28 protein-coding genes are annotated in these 26,297 nt (G+C 70.3%); 14 read left to right on the top strand and 14 right to left on the bottom strand.

The genetic code is table 11. The annotated features are described in order from the left end of the window. Positions 1–81 precede the first annotated feature (81 nt). Together secG and EDF18_RS01630 are read left to right on the top strand one after the other, a co-directional pair. Positions 82–333, top strand: coding sequence for a preprotein translocase subunit SecG (secG, locus tag EDF18_RS01635; protein ID WP_056054823.1), 252 nt, complete (start codon positions 82–84; stop codon positions 331–333). Then, positions 333–689, top strand: coding sequence for an RNA polymerase-binding protein RbpA (locus EDF18_RS01630; RefSeq protein ID WP_123545816.1), 357 nt, complete (start codon positions 333–335; stop codon positions 687–689). The genes secG and EDF18_RS01630 overlap by 1 nt, the downstream gene beginning before the upstream one ends. A gap of 113 nt (positions 690–802) precedes the next feature. On the opposite strand, the gene pgl is transcribed toward EDF18_RS01630, so the two are convergent. From pgl to tkt, 6 genes are all read right to left on the bottom strand, one after another. Beyond that, on the bottom strand, positions 803–1,573 hold the full coding sequence (gene pgl / locus EDF18_RS01625; RefSeq protein WP_123545814.1) for a 6-phosphogluconolactonase: 771 nt from the start codon (positions 1,571–1,573) through the stop codon (positions 803–805). A gap of 14 nt (positions 1,574–1,587) precedes the next feature. Further along, on the bottom strand, positions 1,588–2,532 hold the full coding sequence (locus EDF18_RS01620; protein ID WP_123545812.1) for a glucose-6-phosphate dehydrogenase assembly protein OpcA: 945 nt from the start codon (positions 2,530–2,532) through the stop codon (positions 1,588–1,590). Beyond that, positions 2,529–4,064, bottom strand: coding sequence for a glucose-6-phosphate dehydrogenase (zwf, locus tag EDF18_RS01615; RefSeq protein ID WP_123545810.1), 1,536 nt, complete (start codon positions 4,062–4,064; stop codon positions 2,529–2,531). Before zwf ends, EDF18_RS01620 begins: the two co-directional genes overlap by 4 nt. Before the next feature lie 108 nt (positions 4,065–4,172). Then, on the bottom strand, positions 4,173–5,768 hold the full coding sequence (locus tag EDF18_RS01610; RefSeq protein WP_123545809.1) for a glucose-6-phosphate isomerase: 1,596 nt from the start codon (positions 5,766–5,768) through the stop codon (positions 4,173–4,175). Continuing rightward, positions 5,765–6,895 carry a transaldolase gene (tal, locus tag EDF18_RS01605; protein WP_123545806.1) on the bottom strand — a complete coding sequence of 377 codons (1,131 nt, stop codon included), beginning with the start codon at positions 6,893–6,895 and terminating at the stop codon, positions 5,765–5,767. The genes EDF18_RS01610 and tal overlap by 4 nt, the downstream gene beginning before the upstream one ends. A 26-nt stretch (positions 6,896–6,921) precedes the next feature. Further along, positions 6,922–9,015: a transketolase gene (tkt, locus tag EDF18_RS01600; RefSeq protein WP_123545804.1), complete on the bottom strand. Its 2,094-nt coding sequence runs from the start codon at positions 9,013–9,015 to the stop codon at positions 6,922–6,924. A gap of 319 nt (positions 9,016–9,334) precedes the next feature. Here tkt and EDF18_RS01595 point away from each other — a divergent pair, with 319 nt between their 5' ends. Together EDF18_RS01595 and EDF18_RS01590 are read left to right on the top strand one after the other, a co-directional pair. Then, positions 9,335–10,258, top strand: coding sequence for a heme o synthase (locus tag EDF18_RS01595; protein WP_123545802.1), 924 nt, complete (start codon positions 9,335–9,337; stop codon positions 10,256–10,258). A gap of 8 nt (positions 10,259–10,266) precedes the next feature. Continuing rightward, entirely contained in the window at positions 10,267–10,800 is a 534-nt protein-coding gene (locus EDF18_RS01590; protein WP_158614596.1) for a GNAT family N-acetyltransferase, read from the top strand. Here EDF18_RS01590 and EDF18_RS01585 read toward each other — a convergent pair. Further along, positions 10,761–11,732: a heme A synthase gene (locus EDF18_RS01585; protein ID WP_369878081.1), complete on the bottom strand. Its 972-nt coding sequence runs from the start codon at positions 11,730–11,732 to the stop codon at positions 10,761–10,763. The two genes, EDF18_RS01590 and EDF18_RS01585, sit on opposite strands and share 40 nt — an antisense overlap. Before the next feature lie 288 nt (positions 11,733–12,020). On the opposite strand from EDF18_RS01585, the gene sufB reads away from it, so the two are divergent. The 5 genes from sufB to EDF18_RS01560 are packed head-to-tail and all read left to right on the top strand — an operon-like array spanning position 12,021 to position 16,137. After that, positions 12,021–13,439 carry a Fe-S cluster assembly protein SufB gene (gene sufB, locus EDF18_RS01580; protein ID WP_123545798.1) on the top strand — a complete coding sequence of 473 codons (1,419 nt, stop codon included), beginning with the start codon at positions 12,021–12,023 and terminating at the stop codon, positions 13,437–13,439. After that, the gene (sufD, locus tag EDF18_RS01575; RefSeq protein ID WP_123545796.1) at positions 13,440–14,663 is read left to right on the top strand and encodes a Fe-S cluster assembly protein SufD; all 1,224 of its coding nucleotides are present in this window, start codon (positions 13,440–13,442) and stop codon (positions 14,661–14,663) included. It abuts the gene before it with no gap. Further along, positions 14,663–14,998, top strand: coding sequence for a non-heme iron oxygenase ferredoxin subunit (locus EDF18_RS01570; RefSeq protein WP_123545794.1), 336 nt, complete (start codon positions 14,663–14,665; stop codon positions 14,996–14,998). Before sufD ends, EDF18_RS01570 begins: the two co-directional genes overlap by 1 nt. Positions 14,999–15,010: 12 nt before the next feature. Continuing rightward, complete coding sequence (gene sufC, locus EDF18_RS01565) at positions 15,011–15,802, top strand: Fe-S cluster assembly ATPase SufC (RefSeq protein ID WP_123545792.1); 792 nt, start codon at positions 15,011–15,013, stop codon at positions 15,800–15,802. A 2-nt stretch (positions 15,803–15,804) separates the two neighbouring features. Next, a complete protein-coding gene (locus EDF18_RS01560; RefSeq protein ID WP_123545790.1) occupies positions 15,805–16,137 on the top strand; it encodes a metal-sulfur cluster assembly factor in 333 nt (110 codons plus the stop codon). A gap of 81 nt (positions 16,138–16,218) precedes the next feature. Here EDF18_RS01560 and EDF18_RS01555 read toward each other — a convergent pair whose 3' ends face one another. Then, complete coding sequence (locus EDF18_RS01555) at positions 16,219–16,824, bottom strand: biotin transporter BioY (RefSeq protein ID WP_123545788.1); 606 nt, start codon at positions 16,822–16,824, stop codon at positions 16,219–16,221. Positions 16,825–16,974: 150 nt separating this feature from the next. Between EDF18_RS01555 and EDF18_RS01550 the strand changes: the two genes are divergently transcribed. Then, the gene (locus EDF18_RS01550) at positions 16,975–18,573 is read left to right on the top strand and encodes an ABC-F family ATP-binding cassette domain-containing protein (RefSeq protein WP_123545786.1); all 1,599 of its coding nucleotides are present in this window, start codon (positions 16,975–16,977) and stop codon (positions 18,571–18,573) included. 69 nt (positions 18,574–18,642) lie between these two features. On the opposite strand, the gene EDF18_RS01545 is transcribed toward EDF18_RS01550, so the two are convergent. Genes EDF18_RS01545 through EDF18_RS01535 form a run of 3 tightly spaced genes read right to left on the bottom strand, consistent with a single transcriptional unit; the run spans position 18,643 to position 20,098 of the window. Then, positions 18,643–19,515: an SURF1 family protein gene (locus EDF18_RS01545; RefSeq protein WP_233568938.1), complete on the bottom strand. Its 873-nt coding sequence runs from the start codon at positions 19,513–19,515 to the stop codon at positions 18,643–18,645. Next, on the bottom strand, positions 19,512–19,757 hold the full coding sequence (locus EDF18_RS01540; protein ID WP_123547216.1) for a hypothetical protein: 246 nt from the start codon (positions 19,755–19,757) through the stop codon (positions 19,512–19,514). Before EDF18_RS01540 ends, EDF18_RS01545 begins: the two co-directional genes overlap by 4 nt. Then, entirely contained in the window at positions 19,757–20,098 is a 342-nt protein-coding gene (locus EDF18_RS01535; protein WP_123545784.1) for a DUF3099 domain-containing protein, read from the bottom strand. Before EDF18_RS01535 ends, EDF18_RS01540 begins: the two co-directional genes overlap by 1 nt. Before the next feature lie 126 nt (positions 20,099–20,224). Here EDF18_RS01535 and fabG point away from each other — a divergent pair, with 126 nt between their 5' ends. Beyond that, entirely contained in the window at positions 20,225–20,935 is a 711-nt protein-coding gene (gene fabG, locus EDF18_RS01530; RefSeq protein ID WP_123545782.1) for a 3-oxoacyl-ACP reductase FabG, read from the top strand. Between the two features lie 69 nt (positions 20,936–21,004). Here the strand turns inward: fabG and serB are convergent, their stop codons facing one another. After that, positions 21,005–21,643, bottom strand: a complete 639-nt coding sequence (serB, locus tag EDF18_RS01525; RefSeq protein WP_123545780.1) for a phosphoserine phosphatase SerB — start codon at positions 21,641–21,643, stop codon at positions 21,005–21,007. A gap of 100 nt (positions 21,644–21,743) precedes the next feature. Next, on the bottom strand, positions 21,744–22,985 hold the full coding sequence (locus EDF18_RS01520; RefSeq protein ID WP_123545778.1) for a glucose-1-phosphate adenylyltransferase: 1,242 nt from the start codon (positions 22,983–22,985) through the stop codon (positions 21,744–21,746). 47 nt (positions 22,986–23,032) lie between these two features. On the opposite strand from EDF18_RS01520, the gene glgA reads away from it, so the two are divergent. The 3 genes from glgA (at position 23,033) to EDF18_RS01505 (ending at position 25,401) form a co-directional block, all read left to right on the top strand. After that, on the top strand, positions 23,033–24,217 hold the full coding sequence (gene glgA, locus EDF18_RS01515) for a glycogen synthase (protein ID WP_123547215.1): 1,185 nt from the start codon (positions 23,033–23,035) through the stop codon (positions 24,215–24,217). A 10-nt stretch (positions 24,218–24,227) separates the two neighbouring features. Then, positions 24,228–25,013 (top strand): ABC transporter ATP-binding protein, encoded by a 786-nt coding sequence (locus tag EDF18_RS01510; RefSeq protein WP_123545776.1) that lies wholly within the window; start codon positions 24,228–24,230, stop codon positions 25,011–25,013. 139 nt (positions 25,014–25,152) lie between these two features. Further along, complete coding sequence (locus tag EDF18_RS01505) at positions 25,153–25,401, top strand: type B 50S ribosomal protein L31 (protein ID WP_043594989.1); 249 nt, start codon at positions 25,153–25,155, stop codon at positions 25,399–25,401. A gap of 161 nt (positions 25,402–25,562) precedes the next feature. Here the strand turns inward: EDF18_RS01505 and EDF18_RS01500 are convergent, their stop codons facing one another. Then, positions 25,563–26,273, bottom strand: a complete 711-nt coding sequence (locus EDF18_RS01500; protein WP_233569040.1) for a 3'-5' exonuclease — start codon at positions 26,271–26,273, stop codon at positions 25,563–25,565. Positions 26,274–26,297: the final 24 nt, after the last annotated feature.

Here is a 26,297-nt window from a genome sequence, read left to right as displayed (position 1 = left end):
CTCCCGCCCGCGGGTGAGGGACCCGTCGCCGCGTGCGGCAGTTATACTCGTCAACGGTCTCACCGCATCGAAAGGTCCCCCTTGGAAATTCTGCAGGTCATCTTGCAGGTGCTGCTCGGCATCACGAGCCTCCTGCTGACCCTCCTCATCTTGCTGCACCGCGGTCGCGGCGGCGGTCTGTCCGACATGTTCGGCGGCGGTGTCACGAGCAACCTCGGTGCATCCGGGGTCGCCGAGCGCAACCTGAACCGCATCACCGTGTTCCTCGGGCTCGTCTGGATCACGTGCATCGTGGTCCTCGGCCTCATCACGAAGTTCTCGGCGGTCAGCTGATGGCCTCCGGAGGCAGCGCCATCCGTGGCTCGCGCGTCGGTGCCGGTCCCATGGGCGAGCAGGACCGCGGGTACCACGCCGAGCGCGTGACCATCTCGTACTGGGACGCCCTGGGCAACGAGGTCGTCCGCCACTTCGCCGCGAACGTGCCTGACGAAGAGATCCCCGAGACGGTCGACTCCCCGTCCAGCGGCCTCCCCGCCGGACGCGACAAGGCCAATCCGCCGACGGTCGCCAAGCTCGAGCCCTACAAGACGCACCTCGCGTACGTCAAGGAGCGACGCTCCGAGGAGGAGGCGGCCCAGCTCCTGGAGGAGGCGCTGCAGCAGCTGCGCGTCCGCCGGGGCAAGGCCTAGCCAGACCCACCGAGACCGGTCGTCACCGGTCGCCCACGAGAGAAGCCCCGCAGCTCGGCTGCGGGGCTTCTCTCGTGTCGAGGCCCGGTCCGTCACCGGACCGGGCCCACGGATCAGTAGGTCGAGGCGATCAGGTTCTCGGGGACCTCGGACGCGGCGTCGCTGTCCACGAAGAACACCGTGCGCTTGCGGCCCTTGACCCCCGCCACGGGGACCTGGTCGGCACCGGCACCGGCGAGGGCGAGACCCAGCGACGACGCCTTCTCCGCGCCGGCGAGGATCATCCACACCCGCTGCGAGTTGTTGATCACCGGCAGGCTCAACGTGAGCCGGACGGGCGGCGGCTTGGGGGAGTCGTCCACCGTCAGCACGGTCGGTCCGCTCATCCGCACCTGGGGCGCGTCCGGGAAGAGCGAGGCGACGTGGCCGTCGGGGCCCACACCGAGCAGCGTGATGTCGAAGCGAGGCGCCTCGTCGTCGCCCTGGGCGTGCTCGAGGAGCTCGGCCCGGTACGCGACCGCGGCGGCCTCGACGTCGGCGAACTCGCCCACGGCACCGAAGCGGTGCACGTTCTGCGGCTCGACCCCGATGTGGCCGAGCAGGTCGATCTCGGCCTGCCGGTCGTTGCGGTCGTCGTGACCGCTCTCGACCCAGCGCTCGTCGGCCCACCAGAACGAGACCTTCGACCAGTCGACGCTGTCCCGCGCGGGGGAGGCGTTGATGGCCGCGAGCACGACCGTGCTCACCGACCCGCCGCTGACGACGACGGAGGCGTAGTTCTGCTCCTCCAGGACGTCGATGATCTTGGTGATGAAGCGCGCGGCGACCGAGGCGCCCAGCGATTCCTTGTCGGGGTGAACCAGCACCCGGCGTTCGTTGCTCACTGTGTCAGTCTGCCCTAGTTGCTCTCGACGGGCTCCGCCAGCTGGCGGACCCCCTGCTTCACGACGTCCCCGAAGAGGTCGTCGGGGTCGAGTCTACGGAGTTCCTCCGCGAGGCAGTCGCGCAGCGACCGGCGTGGCAGCGAGAGGTCGTGGGTGGGCTGGTCGGGCTGCGTCAACGTGGCGACGTCGACGACGGCTCGTTCCAGCACGATCGGCCCGGAGGGCCGGACGAGCCGGACCCCGTGGATGCCGCTGGACCCGTTGCCCCGCGTCAGCTCGTTCACGACGGGCACCTGGAGCTGCAGCCGGAGCCACGCGGCCAGCAGGAGCGTCGACGGGGAGTCGGGGGCACCGTCGACCCGGACCTCGGTCACGGGCTCGTAGGGCGGCTGGTCGAGGACGGCCGCGAGCTGGGTGCGCCAGAGCGTGAGGCGCGTCCACGCGAAGTCCGTGTCGCCGGGCTGGTAGGTCTCGGCGAGGTCGACGATGCTCTGACGCGGGTTCGGCTGGCTGGCCGCGTCGGTGATGCGGCGCTGGGCGATGCGCCCGAGAGGCGACTCGGCGACGACCTCGGGAGCGCGACCGGGCCACCAGACGACGACGGGGGCGTCAGGCAGCAGGAGACCGGTGACCAGCCCCTCCTCGTCGCTCGCGGTGTCGCCGTAGGCGCGCAGGAGGATGACCTCGCTCGCGCCCGCGTCCCCGCCGACCCGGATCTGGGCGTCGAGCCGGGGCTCCTCGTCGTCGCCGCCCGGGGCGGTCGACACCACGATGACGCGCATGGGGTGCTCACGGGACGCGTCGTTCGCGGCCTCGATGGCCTCCTCCTCCTCGCCGTGGCTCGTCGAGATGATGAGGGTGAGCACGCGCCCGAGCGCGACGACGCCGCCCTCCTCGCGGATGGTGACGAGCGTCTTCTGCACTCGGCTGATGGTGCTGGCGGGCAGATCGACGATCACGGGCGTCTCCAGGTGCGGCCGTCACGGGCCATGAGTTCATCGGCGGACTGGGGGCCCCACGTTCCGGGGCGGTACTGCTCGGGCTGGCCCTGGGTCGCCCAGAACTCCTCGATCGGGTCGAGGATCTTCCAGGAGAGCTCGACCTCCTCGTGTCGGGGGAACAGGGGCGGGTCGCCCAGCAGGACGTCGAGGATGAGGCGCTCGTAGGCCTCGGGGCTCGCCTCGGTGAAGGCGTGGCCGTAGCCGAAGTCCATCGTGACGTCGCGCACCTGGGTGCCGATCCCGGGGACCTTCGAGCCGAAGCGCAGGGTGACGCCCTCGTCGGGCTGCACGCGGATCACCAGGGCGTTCTGCCCCAGCGAGGTCTGAGTTCCGAAGATGTTCTCGGGCACCTGCTTGAAGACCACGGCGATCTCGGTCACGCGACGCCCCAGGCGCTTGCCGGCCCGGAGGTAGAAGGGCACGCCGGCCCAGCGCCGCGTCGCGATCTCGAGCTTCACCGCGGCGAAGGTCTCGGTGACGCTCTCGGGGTTCATCCCCTCCTCGTCGAGGAACCCGAGCACCCTCTCGCCGCCCTGCCAGCCTCCCGAGTACTGGCCGCGGGCAGTGCCGGCGGCGATGTCCTCGGGGATGCGCACCGCGGAGAGGACCTTCTCCTTCTCGGCACGGAGGTGCGACGCCGCGAACGTGACCGGCTCCTCCATGGCCGTCAGGGCCAGGAGCTGCAGGAGGTGGTTCTGGATGACGTCGCGAGCGGCACCGATGCCGTCGTAGTAGCCGGCACGGCCACCGACCCCGATGTCCTCCGCCATCGTGATCTGCACGTGGTCGACGTAGTTCGAGTTCCAGAGGGGCTCGTACATCTGGTTGGCGAAACGGAGGGTCAAGAGGTTCTGGACCGTCTCCTTGCCCAGGTAGTGATCGATCCGGAAGACCGAGTCGGGCTCGAAGACGCTCTCGACCACGGCGTTCAGCTCGCGGGCGGTCTTGAGGTCGCTGCCGAACGGCTTCTCGATCACCACGCGGCGCCACGCGCCGTCCTTCTCCTCGGCCAGGCCGCTGCTGCGCAGCTGCTCGGTGACCATCGGGAAGGCCTTGGGCGGGATCGAGAGGTAGAAGGCGTGGTTGCCCATCGTGCCGCGCTCACGGTCGAGCTCCTCGATCGTGTCCTTGAGGCGCGTGAACGAGTCGGCGTCGTCGAAGGTGCCCTGCACGAAGCGGAAGCCCTCCTTCAGCTGACGCCAGACGTCCTCGTCGAAGGGAGTACGGGCGTGCTGCTTGACCGCCTCGTAGACGACCTGCTCGAAGTCCTGGCCCTCGAACTCGCGGCGGGCGAACCCGACGAGCGCGAACCCGGGGGGCAGGAGGCCGCGGTGGGCGAGGTCGTACACGGCCGGCATGAGCTTCTTGCGCGACAGGTCGCCGGTGACGCCGAAGATGATGAGGCCGCTCGGGCCGGCGATCCGGTTCAGGCGTCGATCGGAGGGCAGCCGCAGGGGGTTGTGCTCCGGCGTGATCTCGACGGGTGACATCGTGGTGGTTCCTTCAGGGTCGTTCTCTCGGGCACGGTCGCGCGGCACGTGGTCGTCCGACCACGGCGAAGGGGGCCGGCGTCCTCACGGACGCCGGCCCCCTCACGCTCAGCGGACTGCGGCGAGCAGTGCGGGCAGTGCGCCCGCCACGTCGTCGACGGTCAGCCGGAGCACGGGACGACCGTGGTCGGCCAGCACGGTCGCGTCGCCGGCGGCCTGCGCCTGGACGAGCTGCCCGAAGGTGAACGGGCTCTCCGGGATCTCCAGGTCGGTGGACGCCGTCTGGGTGATCTGGAGGAACACGCCGTTGGCGGGCCCGCCCTTGTGGTACTGGCCCGTGGAGTGCAGGAAGCGAGGTCCCCACCCGAAGGTGACGGGACGCTTCGTGCGCGCCGCGAGCACGTCGCGGAGCTCCTCGAGCTGCGGGTAGGCCACGCGGTCGGCGTAGGCCTGGATCGACAGGTAACCGTCGTCGGTCAGGGCCGACAGGAGGGACGAGACAGCCGACTCGAGCGAGTCGCCGAGCTCGACGCCGCCGACCTCGCGGACCTCGACGCCCTCGGCGGTGAACGCCGGGGGAGTCGGGGCCGGACGGTCGTCGAGCAGCGCACGCGTGGCGACCTTCGCCGACTCGACGTCGGGCTGGTCGAACGGGTTGATGTCGAGCAGGCGCCCGGCCACCGCGACGGCGTACTCCCAGACCATGATCTGACCGCCGAGCGATCCGGAGATCTCGACCTCGCCGGGGGCGACCTCACGGGTCTCCGCCGCGTTCGCGACCAGGCGCACGACCTGCACGTCGTGCAGGCCCAGGCTGATCTCCGGAGCGTCCGTGCCGAGCACGACGGGGAGGAGGCCGCGGCCCTGCTTGCCCGTCGACTCGGCGATCAGCTGCTCGGCCCAGTCGGGGAACCCGATGATGTGCGTGCCGTCGGCGACGATCGCGATCTTGTCGCGCAGGGGCGAGGTGCCCGCGAGGACGGCGCCCAGCACGAGGCCGGGGTTGTCCGCGCTGTCCTGCGAGAGCTCGACCGTGACGGCGTCCGCCTCGGCGAGCAGCTCGCGGATGTCGGCACCGGCCAGGCCGGACGGCACGAGGCCGAAGGCCGACAGCGCCGAGTAGCGGCCGCCGATGGCAGGGTCGGCGTTGAAGACACGGTAGCCGGCCTCTCGGGCCTGCCCGTCCAGGGGCGAGCCCGGGTCGGTGACGACCACGATGCGCTCGACCGGGTCGATGCCGGCGTCGCGGAAGGCCTTCTCGAAGGTCTTGCGCTGGCTGGCGGTCTCGACGGTCGAGCCGGACTTCGACGACACGACGAGCACGGTCCGCTCGAGGCGGTCGTGCAGGGCCGTGAGGACCTGGCCGGGCTCCGTGGCGTCGAGCACGGTCAGCTCGACGCCGTAGGTGCGCGTGATGACCTCGGGGGCCAGCGACGAGCCGCCCATGCCCGCGAGCACGACGTGGTCGACGCCCTTGGCGGCGAGCTCCTCGCGGAGCGCGTCGATCTCGTCGAGGAGGGGCGTGGAGACCACGACGGCCTCGGTCCAGCCGAGACGCTTGGCCGACTCCTCCTCGGCGTCCGGGCCCCAGAGGGTGGGGTTCTGCGCCGTGATGCCGGAGGCGACGAGGTCGCTGACCAGCTGGGGCACGACGGTCTCGACGGCGGTGGCCGCGTCGCCGCTCGCGGCGATCGTGATGGTCACTTGGCGTCCTCCGCGGTGGGCTTCGAGGACTCGAGGGCTGCGGTGACGGTGTCGAGCAGCTCGTTCCAGGAGACGATGAACTTCTCCACGCCCTCCTTCTCGAGCAGCTCGGTGACCTCGTCGTACGAGACGCCCTGGGCCGCGATCGCGTCCATGACCTCGTTGGCGGAGGCGTAGGAGCCGCTGATCGAGTCGCCACGGACCTCGCCGTGGTCGAAGGTGGCCTCGAGGGTCTTCTCGGGCATCGTGTTGACGACGTCAGCGGCGACGAGCTCGACCACGTAGGTCGTGTCGAGGACGGCAGGGTCCTTGACGCCGGTCGAGGCCCAGAGGGGACGCTGCTTGTTGGCGCCGGCGGCGAGCAGGCCCTTCGCGCGCTCGGTGTCGAAGGCCTGGACGTAGGCCTCGTAGGCGAGCTGGGCGTTCGCGACGCCCGCCTTGCCCTTGAGCGCCGTGGCCTCGTCGGTGCCGACGGCCTCGAGGCGCTTGTCGATCTCGCTGTCGACGCGCGACACGAAGAACGACGCGACGGAGTGGATCTCGCTGATGTCGATGCCCGCGGCCTTGGCCTGCTCGAGACCGGTGAGGTAGGCGTTGATGACGGCGCGGTAGCGCTCGAGGCTGAAGATCAGGGTGACGTTGACGCTGATGCCCTTGGCGATCACGGCGGTGATGGCCTCGAGGCCCTCGACCGTCGCGGGGATCTTGATGAGCGCGTTGGGACGACCCACCTTGGCCGCGAGCTTGACGGCCTGGTCGATGGTGCCCTGCGCGTCGTGCGCGAGGCCCGGCTCGACCTCGATCGACACGCGGCCGTCGAAGCCCTTCGTGTCGTCGTAGATGCCGCGGAAGATGTCGCAGGCGCGGGTGACGTCGTCGGTCGTGATCTCGAAGACCGCGTCGGTGACGCTCACGCCGGTCTTGGCGAGCAGCGCGACCTGGTCGTCGTAGGCCTCGCCCTTGGCGAGGGCCGACGCGAAGATGGTCGGGTTCGTGGTGACGCCCACGACGTTGCGCTCGGCGATCAGCTTCTCGAGGCCGCCGGCGTTGATGCGCTCACGCGACAGGTCGTCGAGCCAGATGCTGACGCCCGCGGCGGAGAGCTGTGCGGTGTTGGTGTCGGTCATGTCGTTCTCTTCTTTCTTGCCGGCGCTCAGAGAGCGGCCAGCGAGTCCTTGACGGCGGCCACGGCGGCTTCGGTGGTGATGCCGAACTCGCGGTAGAGCGTCTTGTAGTCGGCGGAGGCACCGAAGTGCTCGATGGAGATGCTGCGTCCGGCGTCGCCGACGATGCCGCGCCACGGGAGCGCGACGCCTGCCTCGATCGAGACGCGGGCCTTGACGGCGGCCGGGAGGACCGCCTCCTTGTACTCGGCGCTCTGCTCGTCGAACCACTCGAGGCTGGGAGCCGACACGACGCGGGCGTTGATGCCCTCGCCGCGCAGGACCTCGCGGGCCTCGACGGCGATCTGCACCTCGGAGCCCGTGGCGATCAGGATCACGTCGGGCGTGCCGCCGGGAGCCTCGGCGAGGACGTAGGCGCCCTTGGCGACGTTCGCGGCCGACGCGAAGACGTCGCCCTCGGCGTCGCCGTCGCCGCGCTCGAAGACGGGCAGGTTCTGGCGGCTGAGCGCCAGGCCGGCCGGGCCGTCGAAGCGGTCGAGGATGGTCTTCCAGGCCCACGCGGTCTCGTTGGCGTCGGCGGGGCGCACCACGGCGAAGTCGGGGATCGCGCGGAGGGCTGCGAGCTGCTCGACCGGCTGGTGCGTGGGGCCGTCCTCGCCGAGCGCGACGGAGTCGTGGGTCCAGACGTACGTCACCGGCGACTTCATCAGGGCGGCGAGACGCACGGCGGGGCGCATGTAGTCGCTGAAGATGAGGAAGGTGCCGCCGAACACGCGCGTGTTGCCGTGCAGGGCGATGCCGTTCATGATCGAGCCCATTGCGTGCTCGCGGATGCCGAAGTGCAGCACGCGACCGTAGGGGTTGCCCTGCCACTCGTGGGTCGACCACTCGGTCGGCACGAAGGAACCGCCGCCGTTGATGGTCGTGAGGTTCGACTCGGCGAGGTCGGCGGAGCCGCCCCAGAACTCGGGGACGACGCCGGCGATGGCGTTGATGACCTTGCCGGAGGCGGCTCGGGTCGAGACCTCCTTGTCGGTCGGGAAGACCGGCAGCGCCTCGTCGAGGCCCTCGGGCAGCTCGCCCTTCAGGACGCGGTCGAGGAGGGTCTTCTTGTCGGGGTTGGCCGAGGCCCACTCGTCGAACGACGTGCGCCACTCGGCGTGCTGCGCCTGGCCGCGCTCGACGGCCTTACGGGTGTGCTCGAGGACCTCGGGGTCGACGTCGAAGGTCTTCTCGGGGTCGAAGCCGAGCACCTCCTTCAGGCCCGCCAGCTCTTCTGCGCCGAGCGCCGAGCCGTGGATCTTGCCGGAGTTCTGCTTCTTGGGCGAGGGCCAGCCGATGATCGTCTTGAGGATGATCAGCGAGGGCTTGCTCGTCTCGGCCTTGGCGGCCTCGATCGCGTCGTTGAGGGCGGCGACGTCCTCGACGTACTCGCCGGTCTTCTTCCAGTCGACGACCTGGACCTGCCAGTCGTACGCCTCGTAGCGCGCGTGGACGTCCTCGGTGAAGGCGATGTTGGTGTCGTCCTCGATCGAGATCTGGTTGGAGTCGTAGATCACGACGAGGTTGCCGAGCTGCTGGTGACCGGCGAGCGAGGACGCCTCGCTGGTGACGCCCTCCTGCAGGTCGCCGTCGCCGGCGATGACGTAGACGAAGTGGTCGAACGGCGAGGTGCCGACGGCGGCCTCGGGGTCGAACAGGCCGCGCTCGAAGCGGGCGGCGTAGGCCATGCCCACGGCGGAGGCGAGGCCCTGGCCGAGGGGACCGGTGGTGATCTCGACGCCGTCGGTGTGGCCGTACTCGGGGTGGCCGGGCGTCTTCGAGCCCCAGGTGCGCAGCGCCTTGAGGTCGTCGAGCTCGAGGCCGTAGCCGCCGAGGTAGAACTGGACGTACTGGGTCAGCGAGCTGTGCCCGACCGAGAGGACGAAGCGGTCGCGGCCGATCCACTCGCTGTCGCTGGGGTCACGACGCATGACCTTCTGGAAGAGGAGGTACGCGGCGGGCGCGAGGCTCATCGCCGTCCCCGGGTGGCCGTTCCCGACCTTCTCGACCGAGTCGGCCGCGAGGACGCGGACCGTGTCGACGGCCTTGTTGTCAATGGATTCCCACTGCAGATCTGCCACTTGGAGATGACCCTTCTTGTTGCGAACTGCGCGGGGTCGATTCGCTCCCGCGCTGACATGCGCCTGCCGAGACGTCGTCGGCTGCGGCCGCTCGGGCACGGACCGGAGGTCGCGCGACAGGGAGCCGATGGTTCGATGTCGAGGATTCCGTCGCCGTGCGGGCGTGCGACTGGCAAGCACCTGCAAGTATAGGGACGAAAGGGCTCGCTCCGCCCGCAGGAAGCGCCCTGTTCCGCCGTCAGCGTCGCCGGTCATCGCCTAGACTCGCTGGTTCGCCTAGACTCTCCGCGCCGAACCGTACATCTCGTCAGAGGGACCCATGACCGCAGCCATCGACACCCGCCCCACCACCGGACCCCGGGGCATCCGTCGCAAGGCTGGCGCCTACGTCGCGCTCACGAAGCCCCGCGTGATGGAGCTGCTGCTCGTCACCACGGCACCGACCATGTTCCTGGCCCAGGGCGGCGTGCCGAACCTGTGGCTCGTCGCGGCCACGCTCATCGGCGGGGCGCTCAGCGCCGGCTCGGCCTCCGCGTTCAACTGCTACATCGACCGCGACATCGACCGCATCATGAAGCGGACCCAGGGTCGCCCGCTCGTCACCGGCGAGGTGACGGACCGCGAGGCGCTGGCGTTCTCCTGGATCGTGGGCCTCGCCTCCATCGTCTGGCTCGCCCTGACGGTCAACCTCCTGTCGGCCGCCCTGTCGCTCGGCGCGATCTTGTTCTACGTGATCGTGTACACGCTGTGGCTCAAGCGCCGCACGCCGCAGAACATCGTCTGGGGCGGCATCGCAGGGTGCATGCCCGTCCTGATCGGCTGGGCCGCCGTCACGAACGACCTCAGCTGGCCGCCGGTCATCCTCTTCATGGTGATCTTCCTCTGGACGCCGCCGCACTACTGGCCCCTCTCCATGAAGTACCGGGACGACTACGCCGCCGCGTCGGTGCCCATGCTCGCGGTCGTCCGCGGCCGGTCGTCCGTCGGCCTCCAGGTGATCCTGTACGCATGGGCCACGGTCGCCTGCTCACTGCTGCTCGTCCCCGTCGCCCACATGGGAGTGCTGTACACGGTCGTCGCCCTCGCGAGCGGCACCTGGTTCGTCTGGGAGTCGCACCGCCTGTACAGCCGTGCGATCCAGCACGTCGCCGAGGTCCGCCCGATGCGCGTGTTCCACAGCTCGATCACGTACCTGACGCTGCTCTTCATCGCCGTCGGCATCGATCCGCTGCTGCCGTTCTGAGGCGCCCGGTGAGCGCCGGCACCGAGGACGTCCTCGACTGGACCGTCCGCGAGGGGCGACCCGACGACGTCGACGCCCTCGCCGACCTGAAGCTCGCCGCCCTCGAGCCCGACCTGAGGCGGGCGGGCGTCTGGCGTCCGGCGTACAACCGCGCGCGCTTCGAACGCGAGTTCGTGCCGACCGAGACCCGCGTGGTCGAGGTCGGGGGGCGCCTCCTCGGCTGCCTCGCGGTGCACCCGGAGGGCGACGACGTCTGGCTGCGCCACTTCTACCTGGCCGAGGAGGCGCGGGGCCGGGGGATCGGCACGCACCTGCTCCGGGAGGTGCTCGCCTCGCTCGGCTCGCGGTCCGTGCTGCTGGACGTGCTGACGGGCAGCCGCGCGGCGGGCCTGTACCTCCGGCACGGTTTCGTCCCGGTCGAGGACGACGGCGTCGACGTGATCATGCGGCGGGACGCGCCGGACGTGCCGGACGCGCTCGGTGCTCCGGCGGACGGGCCCGCTCAGACTCGGACGGACTCCGGGGAGTCGACCGTCAGCTGAGCCTCGGACGGGCTCTGGTCCTCGCGCAACGAGAGGACGAGCGCGGTCGTCGCCGCCACCAAGAGGGCCGCCAGCACCATGTGCGATCCGACGAGGAGCGGCGGCAGCCCGGTGCGCGCCTGGGCGATGCCCACCGCGATCTGGACGAGCTCGACGCCGAGGAGGGCGAGGGGGAACCGGCGCGGGAGGCCCGTCCGGAACGTCCAGACGACGACCGCGAGGGTCAGCGCGAGGGTCGCGTAGGCGGGCCAGCTGTGCACGTGGTCCATCACGGCCGGGTCCAGGCCGTTGCGGGGAGTGGCCGCGTCGCCGGCGTGCGGTCCGGAGCCGGTGGTGAGGACCCCCACGACCACGGTCAGGAGGACGACGCCGGAGACGACGTGGACGAGCCTGGCGTAGGCCGGGGGAGTCGCCGCGTGGTGCCCGCGCGGGCCGCGGAGCACCCGCCAGACGAGGACGGTCGACAGGGCGACCAGGGCGATCGAGACGAGGAAGTGCGCTCCGACGATGTACGGGTTCAGGCCCGTGAGGACGGTGATGCCGCCCAGCACCGCCTGCAGCGGGATGCTCATGCCCTGGGCGAAGGTGAGCCAGAAGAGCTCGCGACGCTGCTTGCGCATGCGGAGGACGAAGAGGAAGGCGAGCACGACGACCGCCGTGAGGACGAAGGTGAGGAGGCGGTTGCCGAACTCGATGACCCCGTGGATGCCCATCTCGGGCGTGCTGACGAACGAGTCGGCGGTGCAACGCGGCCACGTCGGGCAGCCGAGACCGGATCCGGTCAGCCGCACCGCGCCTCCGGTCCCGATCAGGAGGACCTGACAGACCAGCGAGGCCCACACGATGAACCGGACGCGTCGGTCGGTCGTCGTCGGCAGCCACCGCCAGAGGCGCGTCACGGGTCCGGGCCGGGTCACCTGTGCGTTGCTCACGAGTTGCTGCCTTTCGTCACATCCGCCGCTCTGCCCTGTAGAATCGATGAGTTCAGGGACACACCCGACACGAGCGTCGACGACGACGCCCGAGGGCCGTGGGATCCGCAGAAGCGGTACGCGGACCTCACATCAGTCTAAGCAACGCTGGCTCCGCCTCCGCTCCACGCAGGCAGCCGTCGCAGCTCGACCGGGAGTCCGTCTCGCAGCGCGAGCAGCTGGGCCCCCATCCGACGGGGAATGGTCACGACCCGACCCACGTTCGGCCCAGCAGAGAAAGAGGTAGTCATGTCAGACGTGTTGATCGACCGACCAGAGCTCGAGAGCCTGGGGCAGTACGAGTTCGGCTGGTCCGACTCCGACGCAGCGGGCGCCTCGGCGCGCCGTGGAGTGTCGCCCGAGGTGGTGACCGACATCTCGGCGCTGAAGAGCGAACCCGAGTGGATGCTCAAGAACCGGCTCAAGGGCCTGGCGCTCTTCGAGCGGAAGCCCATGCCGACCTGGGGCGCCGACCTCTCCGGCATCGACTTCGACAACATCAAGTACTTCGTCCGCTCCACCGAGAAGCAGGCGACGACGTGGGAGGAACTCCCCGACGACATCAAGAACACGTACGAGAAGCTCGGCATCCCCGAGGCGGAGCGCAACCGCCTCGTCGCGGGCGTCGCAGCCCAGTACGAGTCCGAGGTCGTCTACCACCAGATCCGCGAGGACCTGGAGGAGCAGGGCGTCATCTTCATGGACACCGACACGGCCCTCCGCGAGCACCCCGAGATCTTCCAGGAGTACTTCGGCACGGTCATCCCGGCCGGCGACAACAAGTTCGCCGCGCTGAACACGGCGGTCTGGTCGGGCGGCTCCTTCGTCTACGTGCCGAAGGGCGTCCGGGTCGAGATCCCGCTGCAGGCCTACTTCCGCATCAACACCGAGAACATGGGCCAGTTCGAGCGGACGCTGATCATCGCCGACGAGGGCAGCTACGTCCACTACATCGAGGGCTGCACGGCGCCGATCTACAAGAGCGACTCGCTGCACTCGGCCGTCGTCGAGATCATCGTGAAGAAGAACGCCCGCGTGCGCTACACGACGATCCAGAACTGGTCGAACAACGTCTACAACCTGGTGACCAAGCGCGCCATCGCCCACGAGGGCGCGACCATGGAGTGGATCGACGGCAACATCGGCTCCAAGGTGACGATGAAGTACCCGTCGATCTACCTCGTCGGCGAGCACGCCAAGGGCGAGACCTTGTCCGTCGCCTTCGCCGGTCCCGGCCAGCACCAGGACGCCGGCGCGAAGATGATCCACATGGCGCCCTACACGACGTCGTCGATCGTCTCGAAGTCGATCGCCCGCGGCGGCGGCCGAGCCGGGTACCGCGGCGAGGTCCGCGTCGACGACGCGGCACACCACTCCGCCAACACCGTGCGCTGCGACGCGCTGCTGGTCGACACCGTCTCGCGCTCCGACACCTACCCGGCGATCGACATCCGCGTCGACGACGTGCAGCTCGGCCACGAGGCGACGGTGTCCCGGGTCAGCGAGGAACAGCTCTTCTACCTCATGTCGCGAGGCATGGCGGAGGACGAGGCAATGGCCATGATCGTGCGCGGGTTCATCGAGCCGATCGCCCGAGAGCTGCCGATGGAGTACGCCCTCGAGCTCAACAAGCTCATCGAGATGAGCATGGAAGGATCAGTCGGCTAGATGTCCGCCGCAGCACCCACCACCACAGACACCGCGCCCGAGGGCGTCCAGCACGGCGCAGGGGCGCACAGCGACGGCGGATGGGGCCTCGTGCCCGTCCAGACCCGTTCTGGCCGCTTCCGCTCCACCGACCCCGCGGCCTTCGCGGCCGTCACCGGCCGGGAGGTCGACTGGAAGCTCAGTCCCGTCGACCGCCTCCGCCCGCTCATCGACGGCCCGCTCGACGGCTCGCCGTACGCGTACCTCGCCCGGGAGACCGGAGGCGCGGCCGTCGAGTGGCTCGACCGGGCCGACGCCCGCGTCGGGCGTGCCGGCGCGCCGGAGGACAAGGCCTCGGCCAACGCCTGGGCCTCGACCGAGAAGGTCCTCGCCGTGACCCTGACCGGCGACGAGCCGTCCACGGTCACGATCGGCCGGAGCGGTCTCGACCGCGAGCCCCGTGCCGGCCACACCGTCATCCACGCGACGGCGAACACCCGCTCGATGGTCGTGCTCCGCAACACCGGTTCGGCCCAGCTCGTCGAGAACGTCGAGATCGTCGTCGACGACGGTGCGCACCTGACCGTCGTCACCCTGCAGGAGTGGGACGACGACGCGATCCACCTGGCGAGCCACTTCGCCACCATCGGTCGCGACGCGCAGCTCAAGCACTTCGTCGTCTCGCTCGGCGGCTCGGTCGTGCGGGTCAACCCCTCGGCCCACCTGGCCGGGCAGGGCTCGGACACCGAGCTCTACGGCGTGTACTTCGCCGACGCGGGCCAGCACCTCGAGCAGCAGGTCTACGTGCACCACGACGCGCCCAACAGCCGCAGCCGCGTCAACTACAAGGGCGCGCTGCAGGGCGTGGGCGCCCGCACGGTCTGGATCGGCGACGTGCTGATCGCCCGCACCGCACCCGGGACCGACAGCTACGAGCAGAACCGCAACCTCGTCCTCAGCGAGGGCACGAGGGCGGACTCGATCCCGAACCTGGAGATCGAGACCGGCGACATCGCGGGGGCCGGCCACGCCAGCGCCACCGGCCGGTTCGACGACGAGCACCTCTTCTACCTGCAGTCGCGCGGCATCTCGGAGCACGAGGCACGCCGCCTCGTCGTCCTCGGGTTCCTCAGCGAGGTCGTGCAGAAGATCGGCGAGCCCGAGCTGCAGGAGCGCCTCATCGACGCGCTCGAGGTCGAGCTCACCGCAGGCGAGGGCCTCCCGACGGCAGGCGGCCTCGCCTGATGGCCGGGGTCAAGGTCTGCGGCGTCGACGACGTCACACCGGCTCAGGCGATGCGCGTCGTCGTCGAGGGGGTCGCCGTGGCCGTCGTGAAGGACAGCTCCGGCGACATCCACGCGATCGGCGACACCTGCACCCACGGCGACATCTCGCTCTCCGAGGGCTTCGTCGAGGACGACACGCTCGAGTGCTGGGCCCACGGCTCGAAGTTCGAGCTGACGACCGGCAAGCCGCTCACCCTCCCTGCCTACGAACCCGTCCCGGTCTTCCGTGTCACCGTCGTCGACGGTGACGTGTACGTCGACACCACCGCGTCGTCCGCCGACGTCGCACAGTAAGGAAAAGAACGCATGTCCACTCTCGAGATCCGCGACCTCAAGGTCAGCATCGACACCGACCAGGGCGTCAAGCCCATCCTCAAGGGCGTCGACCTCACCATCAACGAGGGCGAGATCCACGCCGTCATGGGCCCGAACGGCTCCGGCAAGTCCACCCTCGCCTACACGATCGCCGGCCACCCCCGCTACAACGTCGACGGCGGCAGCATCCTGCTCGACGGCCGCGAAGTGCTCGACATGTCGGTCGACGAGCGGGCCAAGGCCGGTCTCTTCCTGGCCATGCAGTACCCGGTCGAGATCCCCGGCGTGACGGTCGCCAACTTCCTCCGCACCGCCAAGACCGCCCTGGACGGCGAGGCCCCCGCGATCCGCACCTGGATCAAGGACCTGCGCACCCACATGAGCGACCTCAAGATGGACGCCTCGTTCGCCGAGCGCAACGTCAACGAGGGCTTCTCGGGCGGCGAGAAGAAGCGTCACGAGATCATGCAGCTCGAGCTGCTGAAGCCGAAGTTCGCCGTCCTCGACGAGACCGACTCCGGTCTCGACGTCGACGCGCTCAAGATCGTCTCCGAGGGCGTCAACCGCGCCAAGGCCAACACGGGCCTCGGCCTGCTGATGATCACGCACTACACGCGGATCCTCCGCTACATCAAGCCCGACTTCGTCCACGTCTTCGTCGACGGCCAGGTCGCCGAGCAGGGCGGCCCCGAGCTGGCCGACCGTCTCGAGGACGAGGGCTACGACCGCTACGTGTCCGCTGCGGCCGCCGCAGCGGCCGAGACGACGCCGGCGGTCGGCTGACCATGGCCGTCGCCCTCGCCCCGGAGAAGTTCGACGCCACGATCGAGGCGCTCAAGGAGGTCGTCGACCCCGAGCTCGGGGTCAACATCGTCGACCTCGGCCTGATCTACGACCTCGCCATGGACGAGGAGCAGGAGAACGCCCTCATCATCAGCATGACGTTGACGTCGGCCGGCTGCCCGCTGACCGACGTGATCGAGGCCGACACGGCCAACGCCCTCGACGGCGTGGTCGACGCCTTCCGGATCAACTGGGTCTGGATGCCGCCGTGGGGCCCTGACCGGATCACCGACGACGGCCGCGACATGATGCGCGCGATCGGCTTCTCGATCTGATCCACCCCGCACGCGAAGGACGCCCCCGGTCGATGACCGGGGGCGTCCTTCGTGTGCGCGTCCGCTGAGCGAGCGGCGCTCCTACTTGCCGAGACGCCCGAGCGCGCGCCACGCGAGCGGCAGGGCCGACGCGGCGATCAGCCACTTCGCGACCCCGCCCACGATGAACGGGTACACGCCGAGCGCCAGGACGGTGCCGAGCGACGCGTCGACGCCGAGCGAGTTCAGCACGACCGCCATGTAGGGGAGTCCCGTGGCGAACGGGATGAGGCTGGCGAGGAAGAACGCGGCGGCGGACAGGGCCCACTTCTTGTCCCAGTCGCGCTGGGAGAGCCAGCCGATGACGAGCGCGGCCGGGACGAAGCCGAGGATGAAGCCGAAGCTCGGACGCAGCACGCTGAGCGGACCGCCGGAGAACTCGGCGAAGATCGGCAGCCCGGCGACGCCGAGGACGAGGTACGTGAGCATCGACAGGGCGCCGCGTCGGGCCCCCAGCGTGGCGCCGACGAGCATCACGGCCAGGGTCTGACCGGTGATCGGCACGGGCCACATGGGCACCTGCACCTGCGCGAGGGCCGACGTGAAGGCGACCCCGCCGAGCACCAGGGCGACGTCGGTGGCCCAGCTGCGGGCCACCAGCCGGTCGGCGAGGACCGGCCGCGAGATCGATGCGGCGGTGTCAGTCATGCAAGTCTCCTAGTATGGGTAGGTTGATCGGCCGAGCGGCTGGTCGGCAGCGCAGTGCTGCGACCCCTCTCCACGCGACGTCCTCATCCTAGAGGCGGCCCCACGCCGGGCCCCGTTGTGGACATCTCCCCAATCGATTGGACTTCTGCTGTGCTTTCCGTGCACGATCTCGAGATCCGCGTCGGCGCGCGTCTGCTCATGGCCGACGTGAGCTTCCGCGTCGACAAGGGCGACAAGATCGGTCTGGTCGGCCGCAACGGCGCCGGCAAGACCACCATGACCAAGACGCTCGCCGGCGAGACCCTCCCGACGGGCGGCAAGATCGACCGTCACGGCGAGATCGGCTACCTGCCGCAGGACCCTCGGAGCGGCAACCCCGAAGACCTCGCCCGCACGAGGATCCTCGACGCCCGCGGTCTCGGCCAGCTGCTGCTGGGCATCCAGGAGGCGACCCTCGCCATGGGCGATCCCGATCCGGACGTCGCGGCGCGGGCCATGAAGCGGTACGGCGACCTCGACGACCAGTTCAACGCGCTCGGGGGCTACGCCGCCGAGGCCGAGGCCGCCTCCATCGCCAGCAACCTGAGCCTGCCCGACCGCATCCTCGACCAGCCCCTCTCGACGCTGTCGGGCGGTCAGCGCCGGCGCATCGAGCTCGCGCGCATCCTGTTCTCGGCCGCGGACACGATGATCCTCGACGAGCCGACCAACCACCTCGACGCCGACAGCGTCGTGTGGCTGCGCGAGTACCTCAAGACCTACCAGGGCGGCGTCATCGTCATCAGCCACGACATCGAGCTGGTCGAGGAGGTCGTCAACCGCGTCTTCTACCTCGACGCCAACCGGCAGGCCATCGACATCTACAACATGGGCTGGCGCAACTACCAGCGCCAGCGCGCCGCCGACGAGGAGCGTCGCAAGAAGGAGCGCAGCAACGCCGAGAAGCAGGCCTCGGCGCTGCAGAAGCAGGCCGCCCGCTTCGGGGCGAAGGCCTCGAAGGCCGCCGCGGCCCACCAGATGGTCGCCCGAGCCGAGAAGTTGCTCTCCGGCCTCGAGGAGGTCCGCGCGGTCGACCGCGTCGCCAAGCTGCGGTTCCCCACCCCGGTCGCCTGCGGCAAGACGCCCCTGATGGCCTCGAACCTGTCGAAGAGCTACGGCTCGCTCGAGATCTTCACCGCCGTCGACCTCGCCATCGACCGTGGATCGAAGGTCGTCATCCTCGGCCTGAACGGCGCCGGCAAGACGACCCTGCTGCGCATCCTCGCGAGCGTCGACGAGCCCGACACCGGCCAGCTGGAGCCCGGGCACGGCCTGCGCGTGGGCTACTACGCGCAGGAGCACGAGACCATCGACGTCAAGCGCAGCGTGCTCGAGAACATGGTGTCGTCCTCGCCGAACATCACCGAGATGGAGGCGCGTCGGGTGCTCGGCTCGTTCCTCTTCACCGGAGACGACTCGGCCAAGCCCGCGGGCGTGCTCTCCGGCGGCGAGAAGACCCGTCTCGCGCTGGCGATGATCGTCGTCTCGGGCGCGAACGTCCTGCTGCTCGACGAGCCCACGAACAACCTCGACCCTGCCAGCCGCCTCGAGATCCTCGACGCCCTGGCGAACTACGAGGGCGCCGTCGTGCTCGTGAGCCACGACGAGGGCGCCGTCGAGGCGCTGAACCCCGAGCGCGTCCTCATCATGCCCGAGGGCACCGAGGACCACTGGACCCCGGACTACTCGGACCTGATCAACCTGGCCTGAGGCCGACCGGCGTCGTCGGCCGGCGTCGTCGGCCGGCGTCCGCCCCGACGCCGCCGGGCGATGACGACCTCAGCGCCCGGCGGCGTCGAGCAGCTCGTCCTCTTCTTCGTGGTCCGCCCGGGGCCGCGCGGCGCGCCGGCGCTCCCGCTCGGCCGCCTCCTCCGGGGTCTCGTCGTCGGCGGCGTCGAGCAGTTTGTTGCGTCGCTCTTGCCGGAACACGTAGAACAGGAACCCGAAGGCGCCGACCGCGAACATGATCCACTGCACGAAGTACGACAGGTTCAGGCCGGTGTCGATCTCCGGGGCGCTGGCCTTCACGGGAGCGGTCGCGGGCGCCGGGTCCTCGGAGGCGAGCAGGCCGTAGCTCGCGTCGTAGATCTGGCCGTCGACCCGCTTCTGCACCTCGCTGAGCTGGATCGTGGCGATCTGGTTCGTGCCGGGGACTCCGGTCCGGTCGCCGAGCGCGGGCTCGCCCGGCTTGAGCCGTGCGGTCACGGTGACCTCGCCGGTCGGCGGGGCCGGGACGACGTCGGGGGCGTCCTGGTCGTTGCCGGTCGGGACCCAGCCGCGGTCGATCACGAAGACGTCGCCGCCGCTCACCTGGAACGGCACGAGCACGTCGAAGCCGGGCTGGCCGTTCAGGGGCCGATTGCGGACGAGCAGCTCCTCGTCGACGAGGTAGCGGCCGGTCATCGAGACGGGCTGCCACTCGAGGGCGGCATCGTACGAGCCCAGCTCGGGCACCGCCTCCTGCAGGGGGATCGGAGCAGCGTCGTACCGCTGCTCGAGCTGGTGGACGACCGCCGTCTTCTCTTCGTGACGGCTCCACTGCCAGTGGGCGAGGAGGCCGCAGATGATCGCGAAGACCACCACGACGGCGAGGTAGCCCAGCCACTTGGAGGCGGTGGTCGGGCGAGCCGCCGACGCCCCCGGGGCGCTCAACGCGCCTCCTGGTCGACCCGGTCGACCGTCTCGCCCGCAGGCGTCAGGACGACCGGGAAGTCGCGCGCCCGGAGGAACTCGGCCAGGTAGCCGACGTGCTCGTCGCAGGCCGACCAGACCTTGACGCGCTCGAGACCGTGGATCTTCGGGTTGCGCCAGTTGACCGCGTGCACGGCAGCGGCCGTGCACCCTGCGCGGGAGCACTGCACGTCGCCAGGGCCCTGCTGCCCGAGGTCGAGCATCACCGGGCCACCCCGTCGGAGCCGACGACAGGGTCGTCGTCGGGGTCGTGGGGTGCCGGGGGAGTCCACGGCTGCTGAGGCCCCCGGTAGACCTCGAGGCCCCCGGGCCGCTCGACGTCCTGACCGCTCTCGTGGCCCACGTTGGCGAGGACGACGGCCACGTACGGGATCACCACGGCGCCGAAGACGGGGATGAGCGTCCACCAGCTGAGGGGGATGACGAAGCAGAAGATGATGCAGACGATGCGGATGCCCGTCGCCAGCAGGTACCGGCGCATGCGGGCGTGGCGGTCGTCGGCAGGCGACGGGGGAAGCGTGGTGATCGGGGTGGATGTCTTCATGGCCTCACGGGCTCGGGACGCCGAGGGTCGGCGGTTGACTAGATCGTAATCCCGGCGTCCGACAGTAGGCTGGCACGCGGTCCACGGACCCGAGCACCCCTGACGCCCACACCGAGGAGCACCATCATGACCACCCCCCGCACCGTCCTCGTCACCGGCGGCAACCGAGGGATCGGCTTCGCGATCGCCGAGGAGTTCGTCGCCCAGGGCCACCGCGTCGCCGTCACCGCGCGCAGCGGCCAGGGCCCCGAGGGCACCCTCACGGTCGTCGCCGACGTGACCGACGCCGCGAGCGTCGATGCCGCCTTCACCGCCGTCGAGGCCGAGCTCGGCCCGGTCGAGGTCGTCGTCGCGAACGCCGGCATCACGAAGGACGGCCTCCTCATGCGCATGACCGAGGAGGACTTCACCTCGGTCGTCGACACGAACCTCGGCGGGGCCTTCCGCGTCGTCAAGCGCGCCTCGAAGGGCATGCTCAAGGCCCGGTTCGGCCGCATCGTGCTCGTCTCGAGCGTCGTCGGACTGCTCGGCGGCGCCGGCCAGGCGAACTACTCGGCGTCGAAGGCGGCCCTGGTGGGCTTCGCGCGGTCGCTGACGAGGGAGGTGGGCGCCCGGGGCATCACCGCCAACGTCGTCGCCCCGGGGTTCGTCGAGACCGACATGACGGCCGTCCTGCCCGACGAGCAGCAGGCCGACTACAAGAAGAGCATCCCCGCGGGACGCTTCGGCACGGCCTCGGAGGTCGCCAAGGCGATCGCGTGGCTCGCGAGCGACGACGCCGGGTACATCTCCGGAGCGGTCGTCCCGGTCGACGGCGGCCTCGGCATGGGCCACTAGGGCCGCAGCGGCACCGCCGAACCGCGACGTCGCCGAGCGACGCGCCACCAGGCCAGGACTGCGCCCGGCTCAGCCACGGAGGCCGAGCAGCGGCAGGACCTGCGACAGGTCGCAGTGCGTCACGACCACGTCGGCGTGGTCGCGCACCCGGGGCTTGGCGTTGAACGCCACCGAGAGCGCGGCGGCGTCCATCATCAGCAGGTCGTTCGCCCCGTCGCCGACCGCGACCGTGTGGGCAGGGGCGACTCCCGCCTCCTCGGCCCACTCGCGGAGGGCGGCGGCCTTGCCCGCGGCGTCGACGACCGGACCGTCGACCCGCCCGGTCAGGGCGCCGCCGACGACCTCGAGCCGGTTGGCGCGCCAGAAGTCGAGCCCCAAGCTCTCGGCGATCGGATCGAGGACCTCGTGGAACCCGCCCGAGACGACGCCGATCACGCTGCCGTGGGCGTGCAGGCCGGCGACCAGCTCGGGCACGCCGGCCGTGAGGCGGATCCGGGCCGCGGCGTCGGCGAACACCGTCGACGGCAGCCCCGCCAGCGTCGCGACGCGCGCGTGCAGGCTCTCGGCGAAGTCGAGCTCGCCCGCCATCGCGCGCTCGGTGATGGCGGCGACCTCGTCCCGCGCACCGGCGGCGTCGGCGAGGAGCTCGATGACCTCGTCCTCGATGAGCGTGGAGTCGACGTCGAGGACGGTCAGGAAGCGGGGCACGCGATCACCCTAGTGTCCGGCCGCCGGACGATCGGACGGCGCCGTCACCGTTCGTCACGAGGTGGACGAGGCGACGGCGCCGTGGGCGACGGGACCGGGGCTAGTGGTCGACTCGGACGCCCTTGCCGACCACCGTGATGCCCGAGGGGGTGACCGTGAAGCCCCGCGCTCGGTCAGCCTCGGCGTCGACGCCGACGGAGGCCCCCTCGGCGATGACGACGTCCTTGTCGAGGATGGCTCTGTTCACGGTCGCGTTCGGCCCGATGTGGGCCCGCTCGAAGACGATCGAGTCGACCACGCGCGAGCCGGAGTCGAGCGTGCACCACGGGCCGAGGACGCTGCGCTCGACGTGGGCGCCCGACAGGAGCGAACCGAGCGAGACGACGGAGTCGATGGTCGTGCCGAGGTTGCCCAGCCCGTCGCGGACGAACTTGGCCGGGGGAGAGTTGAGCTGCTGGCTGAAGATCGGCCAGTCGGTGTTGTAGAGGTTGAAGATCGGCAGCGCCGAGATCAGGTCGCGGTGCGCGTCGTAGAACGAGTCGATGGTGCCGACGTCCCGCCAGTAGTAGCGGTCGCGCTCGGTCGAGCCGGGAACCTCGTTGCGGTTCAGGTCGTAGACGGCAGCGTCCCCGCGGGAGACGAAGTCGGGGACGATGTCGCCGCCCATGTCGTGGTCCGAGTCGGCCTTCTCGCCGTCGCGGAGCACCGCGTCGATGAGCACGTCGGCGTCGAAGACGTAGTTGCCCATCGAGGCGAGGATCTCGTCGGGCGAGTCGGGCAGTCCCGTCGCGTCCTTCGGCTTCTCCAGGAACCGGCCGATGCGGGTCGGGTCGTCGGGGTCGACCTCGATCACGCCGAACTGGTCGGCCAGCGAGATGGGCTGACGGATGGCCGCGACGGTGACGCCGGCGCCCGAGGCGATGTGCGCCTCCACCATCTGCTCGAAGTCCATCCGGTAGACGTGGTCGGCGCCGACCACGACGACGATGTCGGGCTTCTCGTCGCGGAGCAGGTTGAGGCTCTGCAGGATCGCGTCGGCACTGCCGGCGAACCAGCGCTTGCCGAGGCGCTGCTGCGCGGGCACGGAGGCGACGTACGCGCCGAGCAGCCCCTCGATCGACCAGGTCTGCGAGACGTGGCGGTCGAGGCTGTGCGACTTGTACTGCGTCAGCACGACGATCTGACGCAGGCCCGAGTTGATGAGGTTCGAGAGCGCGAAGTCGATGAGGCGGTAGTTGCCGCCGAACGGGACGGCGGGCTTCGCCCGGTCGGCGGTCAGGGGCATGAGGCGCTTGCCCTCGCCCCCGGCCAGGACGATGCCGAAGATCTTCTTTGATGCCATGGGGCCAGAATGGCACGTTTCTCCGGCGCACGACTACGGTGATGCTCGTGCGAGTCGATGTCATCACGAAGGAATATCCGCCGAACGTCTACGGAGGCGCCGGCGTCCACGTCGTCGAGCTCGCGAAGGCGCTGAGGCAGTCGATCGAGGTGCAGGTCCGGGCCTTCGGCGACGTGGACCCCGAGCCCGACACGACCGGCTACCCGGACCTGGCCGAGCTCGCCCAGGTCAACGGTGCGCTCCGCACCCTCGGCACCGACGTCCGCATCGCCCAGGACGTCGCGGGCGCCGACATCGTGCACAGCCACACCTGGTACGCGAACGCGGCCGGCCAGCTCGCCCAGATGCTGCACGACGTGCCCCACGTCCTCACGGCGCACAGCCTCGAGCCGCTCCGCCCCTGGAAGGCCGAGCAGCTCGGCGGCGGCTACCGCGTCTCGAGCTGGATCGAGCGCCAGGCCTACGAGACGGCCGACGCCGTGATCGCCGTCAGCGAGGGGATGCGCCGCGACATCCTGCGCTCCTACCCCGGCATCGACGAGCAGAAGGTCAGCGTCGTCTACAACGGCATCGACCTCGACGCCTGGCAGCGTGTCGACGACGCCGACCTCGTGCGCGAGCTCGGGATCGACCCCGACCGCCCCTCGGTCGTCTTCGTCGGCCGCATCACCCGTCAGAAGGGCCTGCCGTACCTGCTGCGCGCGGCCAAGCTGCTGCCCGCGGACGTCCAGCTCGTGCTCTGCGCGGGCGCACCCGACACACCTGAGATCATGGCCGAGGTGAGCGGCCTGGTCCGCGAGCTGCAGGAGGAGCGGACCGGCGTCGTCTGGATCGAGAAGATCCTGCCCCGTCACCAGCTCAGCGCCGTCCTCAGCGCCGCCACGACCTTCGTCTGCCCGTCCGTCTACGAGCCGCTCGGCATCGTCAACCTCGAGGCCATGGCCTGTGGCGTGCCCGTGGTCGGGTCGGACACCGGCGGGATCCCCGAGGTGGTGGCCGACGGCCTCACCGGCCGCATCGTCCCCCTCGAGCAGGCGCAGGACGGCACGGGGACCCCGCTCGACCCCGACCAGTTCGTCGCCGACCTCGCCCGCATCCTCACCGAGGTCGTCTCCGACCCGGAACTCGCCCGGTTGATGGGGCGGGCGGGCCGGATGCGCGCCGAGAGCGAGTTCTCCTGGACGCGGATCGCTGACCGCACCCTCCAGGTCTACGGCTCCCTGCGTCGATAGGCTGTCGAGCATGCCTACCGTCCTGCAGCTGACCGATGTCTCCCTCGTCCGCGGCGGCGTCCCCGTCGTCGACTCGCTGACCTGGACCGTCGACTCGGACGAGCGGTGGATCGTGCTGGGGCCGAACGGAGCCGGGAAGTCCTCCCTGCTCCAGGTGGCGGCGGCACAGACCCACCCGAGCTCAGGCACCGCCGAGGTGCTCGGCGGCGACCTCGGCTCCGTCGACCTCTTCGACCTCCGCCCGCGCATCGGCTTCGCCTCCACGACGATCGCCCGACGCATCCCGGCGAAGGAGAAGGTCGTCGACGTCGTCCTCACCGCCGCCTACTCGGTCACCGGCCGCTGGAACGAGGAGTACGAGGGCGTCGACGTGCGCCGTGCCCACCGCGTGCTCGACGAGTGGAGCCTCGACCACCTGTCGGAGCGCACCTTCGGCGAGCTGAGCGACGGCGAGCAGAAGCGCGTCCAGATCGCGCGGGCGGTCATGACCGACCCCGAGCTCCTGCTGCTCGACGAGCCGGCCGCGAGCCTCGACCTCGGAGCCCGAGAGGAGCTGCTGCGGATGCTCTCCGGCTACGCGCAGTCCGAGGGCGCCCCGGCCATCGTCATGGTCACCCACCACGTCGAGGAGATCCCGCGCGGCTTCACGCACGCCCTCCTCCTCGACCACGGCTCCGTCGTGGCCGCGGGCCCGATCGACGAAGTCGTGACGGCCGAGACCCTCGGTGCCACCTTCGGCGTCGAGCTCGAGGTCACCTCGGAGGACGGCCGCTACACGGCTCGCGCCGCGCACTGACGGGTCCACGCCGCCGGCCGGTCCGTTCCTCGGATCCGGGCCTCGCGTCTGGTATCGTTGACAGCTGGTCCGGCGCATCCGTGTGCGCAGCGCCTCCCCGAACTTCACACCACCATCCACCGCTAGACCTAGGACTCTCATGAAGACCGACATCCACCCCGAGTACAAGCAGATCGTCTTCCGCGACCTCGCATCGGGCGCCACGTTCCTCACGCGCTCCACGACGACGAGCGACAAGACCATCGAGCTCGACGGGGAGACCTACCCGGTCATCGACGTCGAGATCTCGTCCGAGTCGCACCCGTTCTACACGGGCAAGCAGCGCATCCTCGACTCGGCCGGACGCGTCGAGAAGTTCAACTCGCGCTACAAGAACTTCGGCAAGTAGGCAGCATCTGCCAGGGTACAGCCCCCGGTCACCGTGAGAGGCGGTCCACTTCGGTGGGCCGCCTCTCGCCGTCTGCGCTGGCCGCCTCGGGAGGCGGCCAGGTCGTCTGACTGAGGACGCGGCGACCGCGCACGCCTGAGGCGGCGGGCAGGCCGTCCGGCTCAGGAGGCGGGCAGCGAGCGGTGCGGCCACTCGCCGGACGTCGTGAACGTCGGGTCCTTGCGGCGCATGTACTCCTGGAACGACGCCGCCTGGGTCGAGCACCAGCCGACCTGCAGGTCGTGCAGGTCGGTGGTCGGCACGTCGAGCTGGTCGGGGTAGCGCTTGGCCATGGCCTGGGCGACCCGACCCGCGGCCACGGCGTCCGCACCGGCGTCGTGCGCGTCGTCGAGGACCACGCCGTAGACGCCGGCGGCGGCCTCGAGGGTGCGCTTGCCCTTGCGGAAGCGGTCGACGGCCTTGTCGATGACGAGCGGGTCGACGACGCAGCCGATCTCGCCGACCTCGCCGAGGGGCTCGATGCCGTGCCGGCGCGCTTCGCGGTCGAGGAGGGTCAGATCGTAGGGCGCGTTGTAGACGACGAGGGGCACGCCGCGGGCGAAGACGGCCCTGACCGCGGCGACGATCTCGGCCACGACCTCGGCGGCGGGCCGCCCCTCGGCCCGCGCGCGCTCGGTCGAGATGCCGTGCACGGCGCTGGCCTGCTCGGGGATCTCGACGCCGGGGTCGGCCAGCCACTCGCCGTGCGCGACCGTCGCGCCCGTCGCGTCGATGAGGCCGACGTGGGCGGTGACGATGCGGGCCGTCTCGACGTCGATCCCGGTCGTCTCCAGGTCGAACACGCCGAGAGCCTTCCACCACGCCGACGGCAGGTCACCCGCCGCAGCGGGGGAGTC

It is taken from the genome of Frigoribacterium sp. PhB107, from assembly GCF_003751515.1.
Lineage (GTDB): Bacteria > Actinomycetota > Actinomycetes > Actinomycetales > Microbacteriaceae > Frigoribacterium.
Note: the sequence above shows the minus strand (reverse complement) of the source record. Positions and strands in the feature narration are given on the sequence as shown.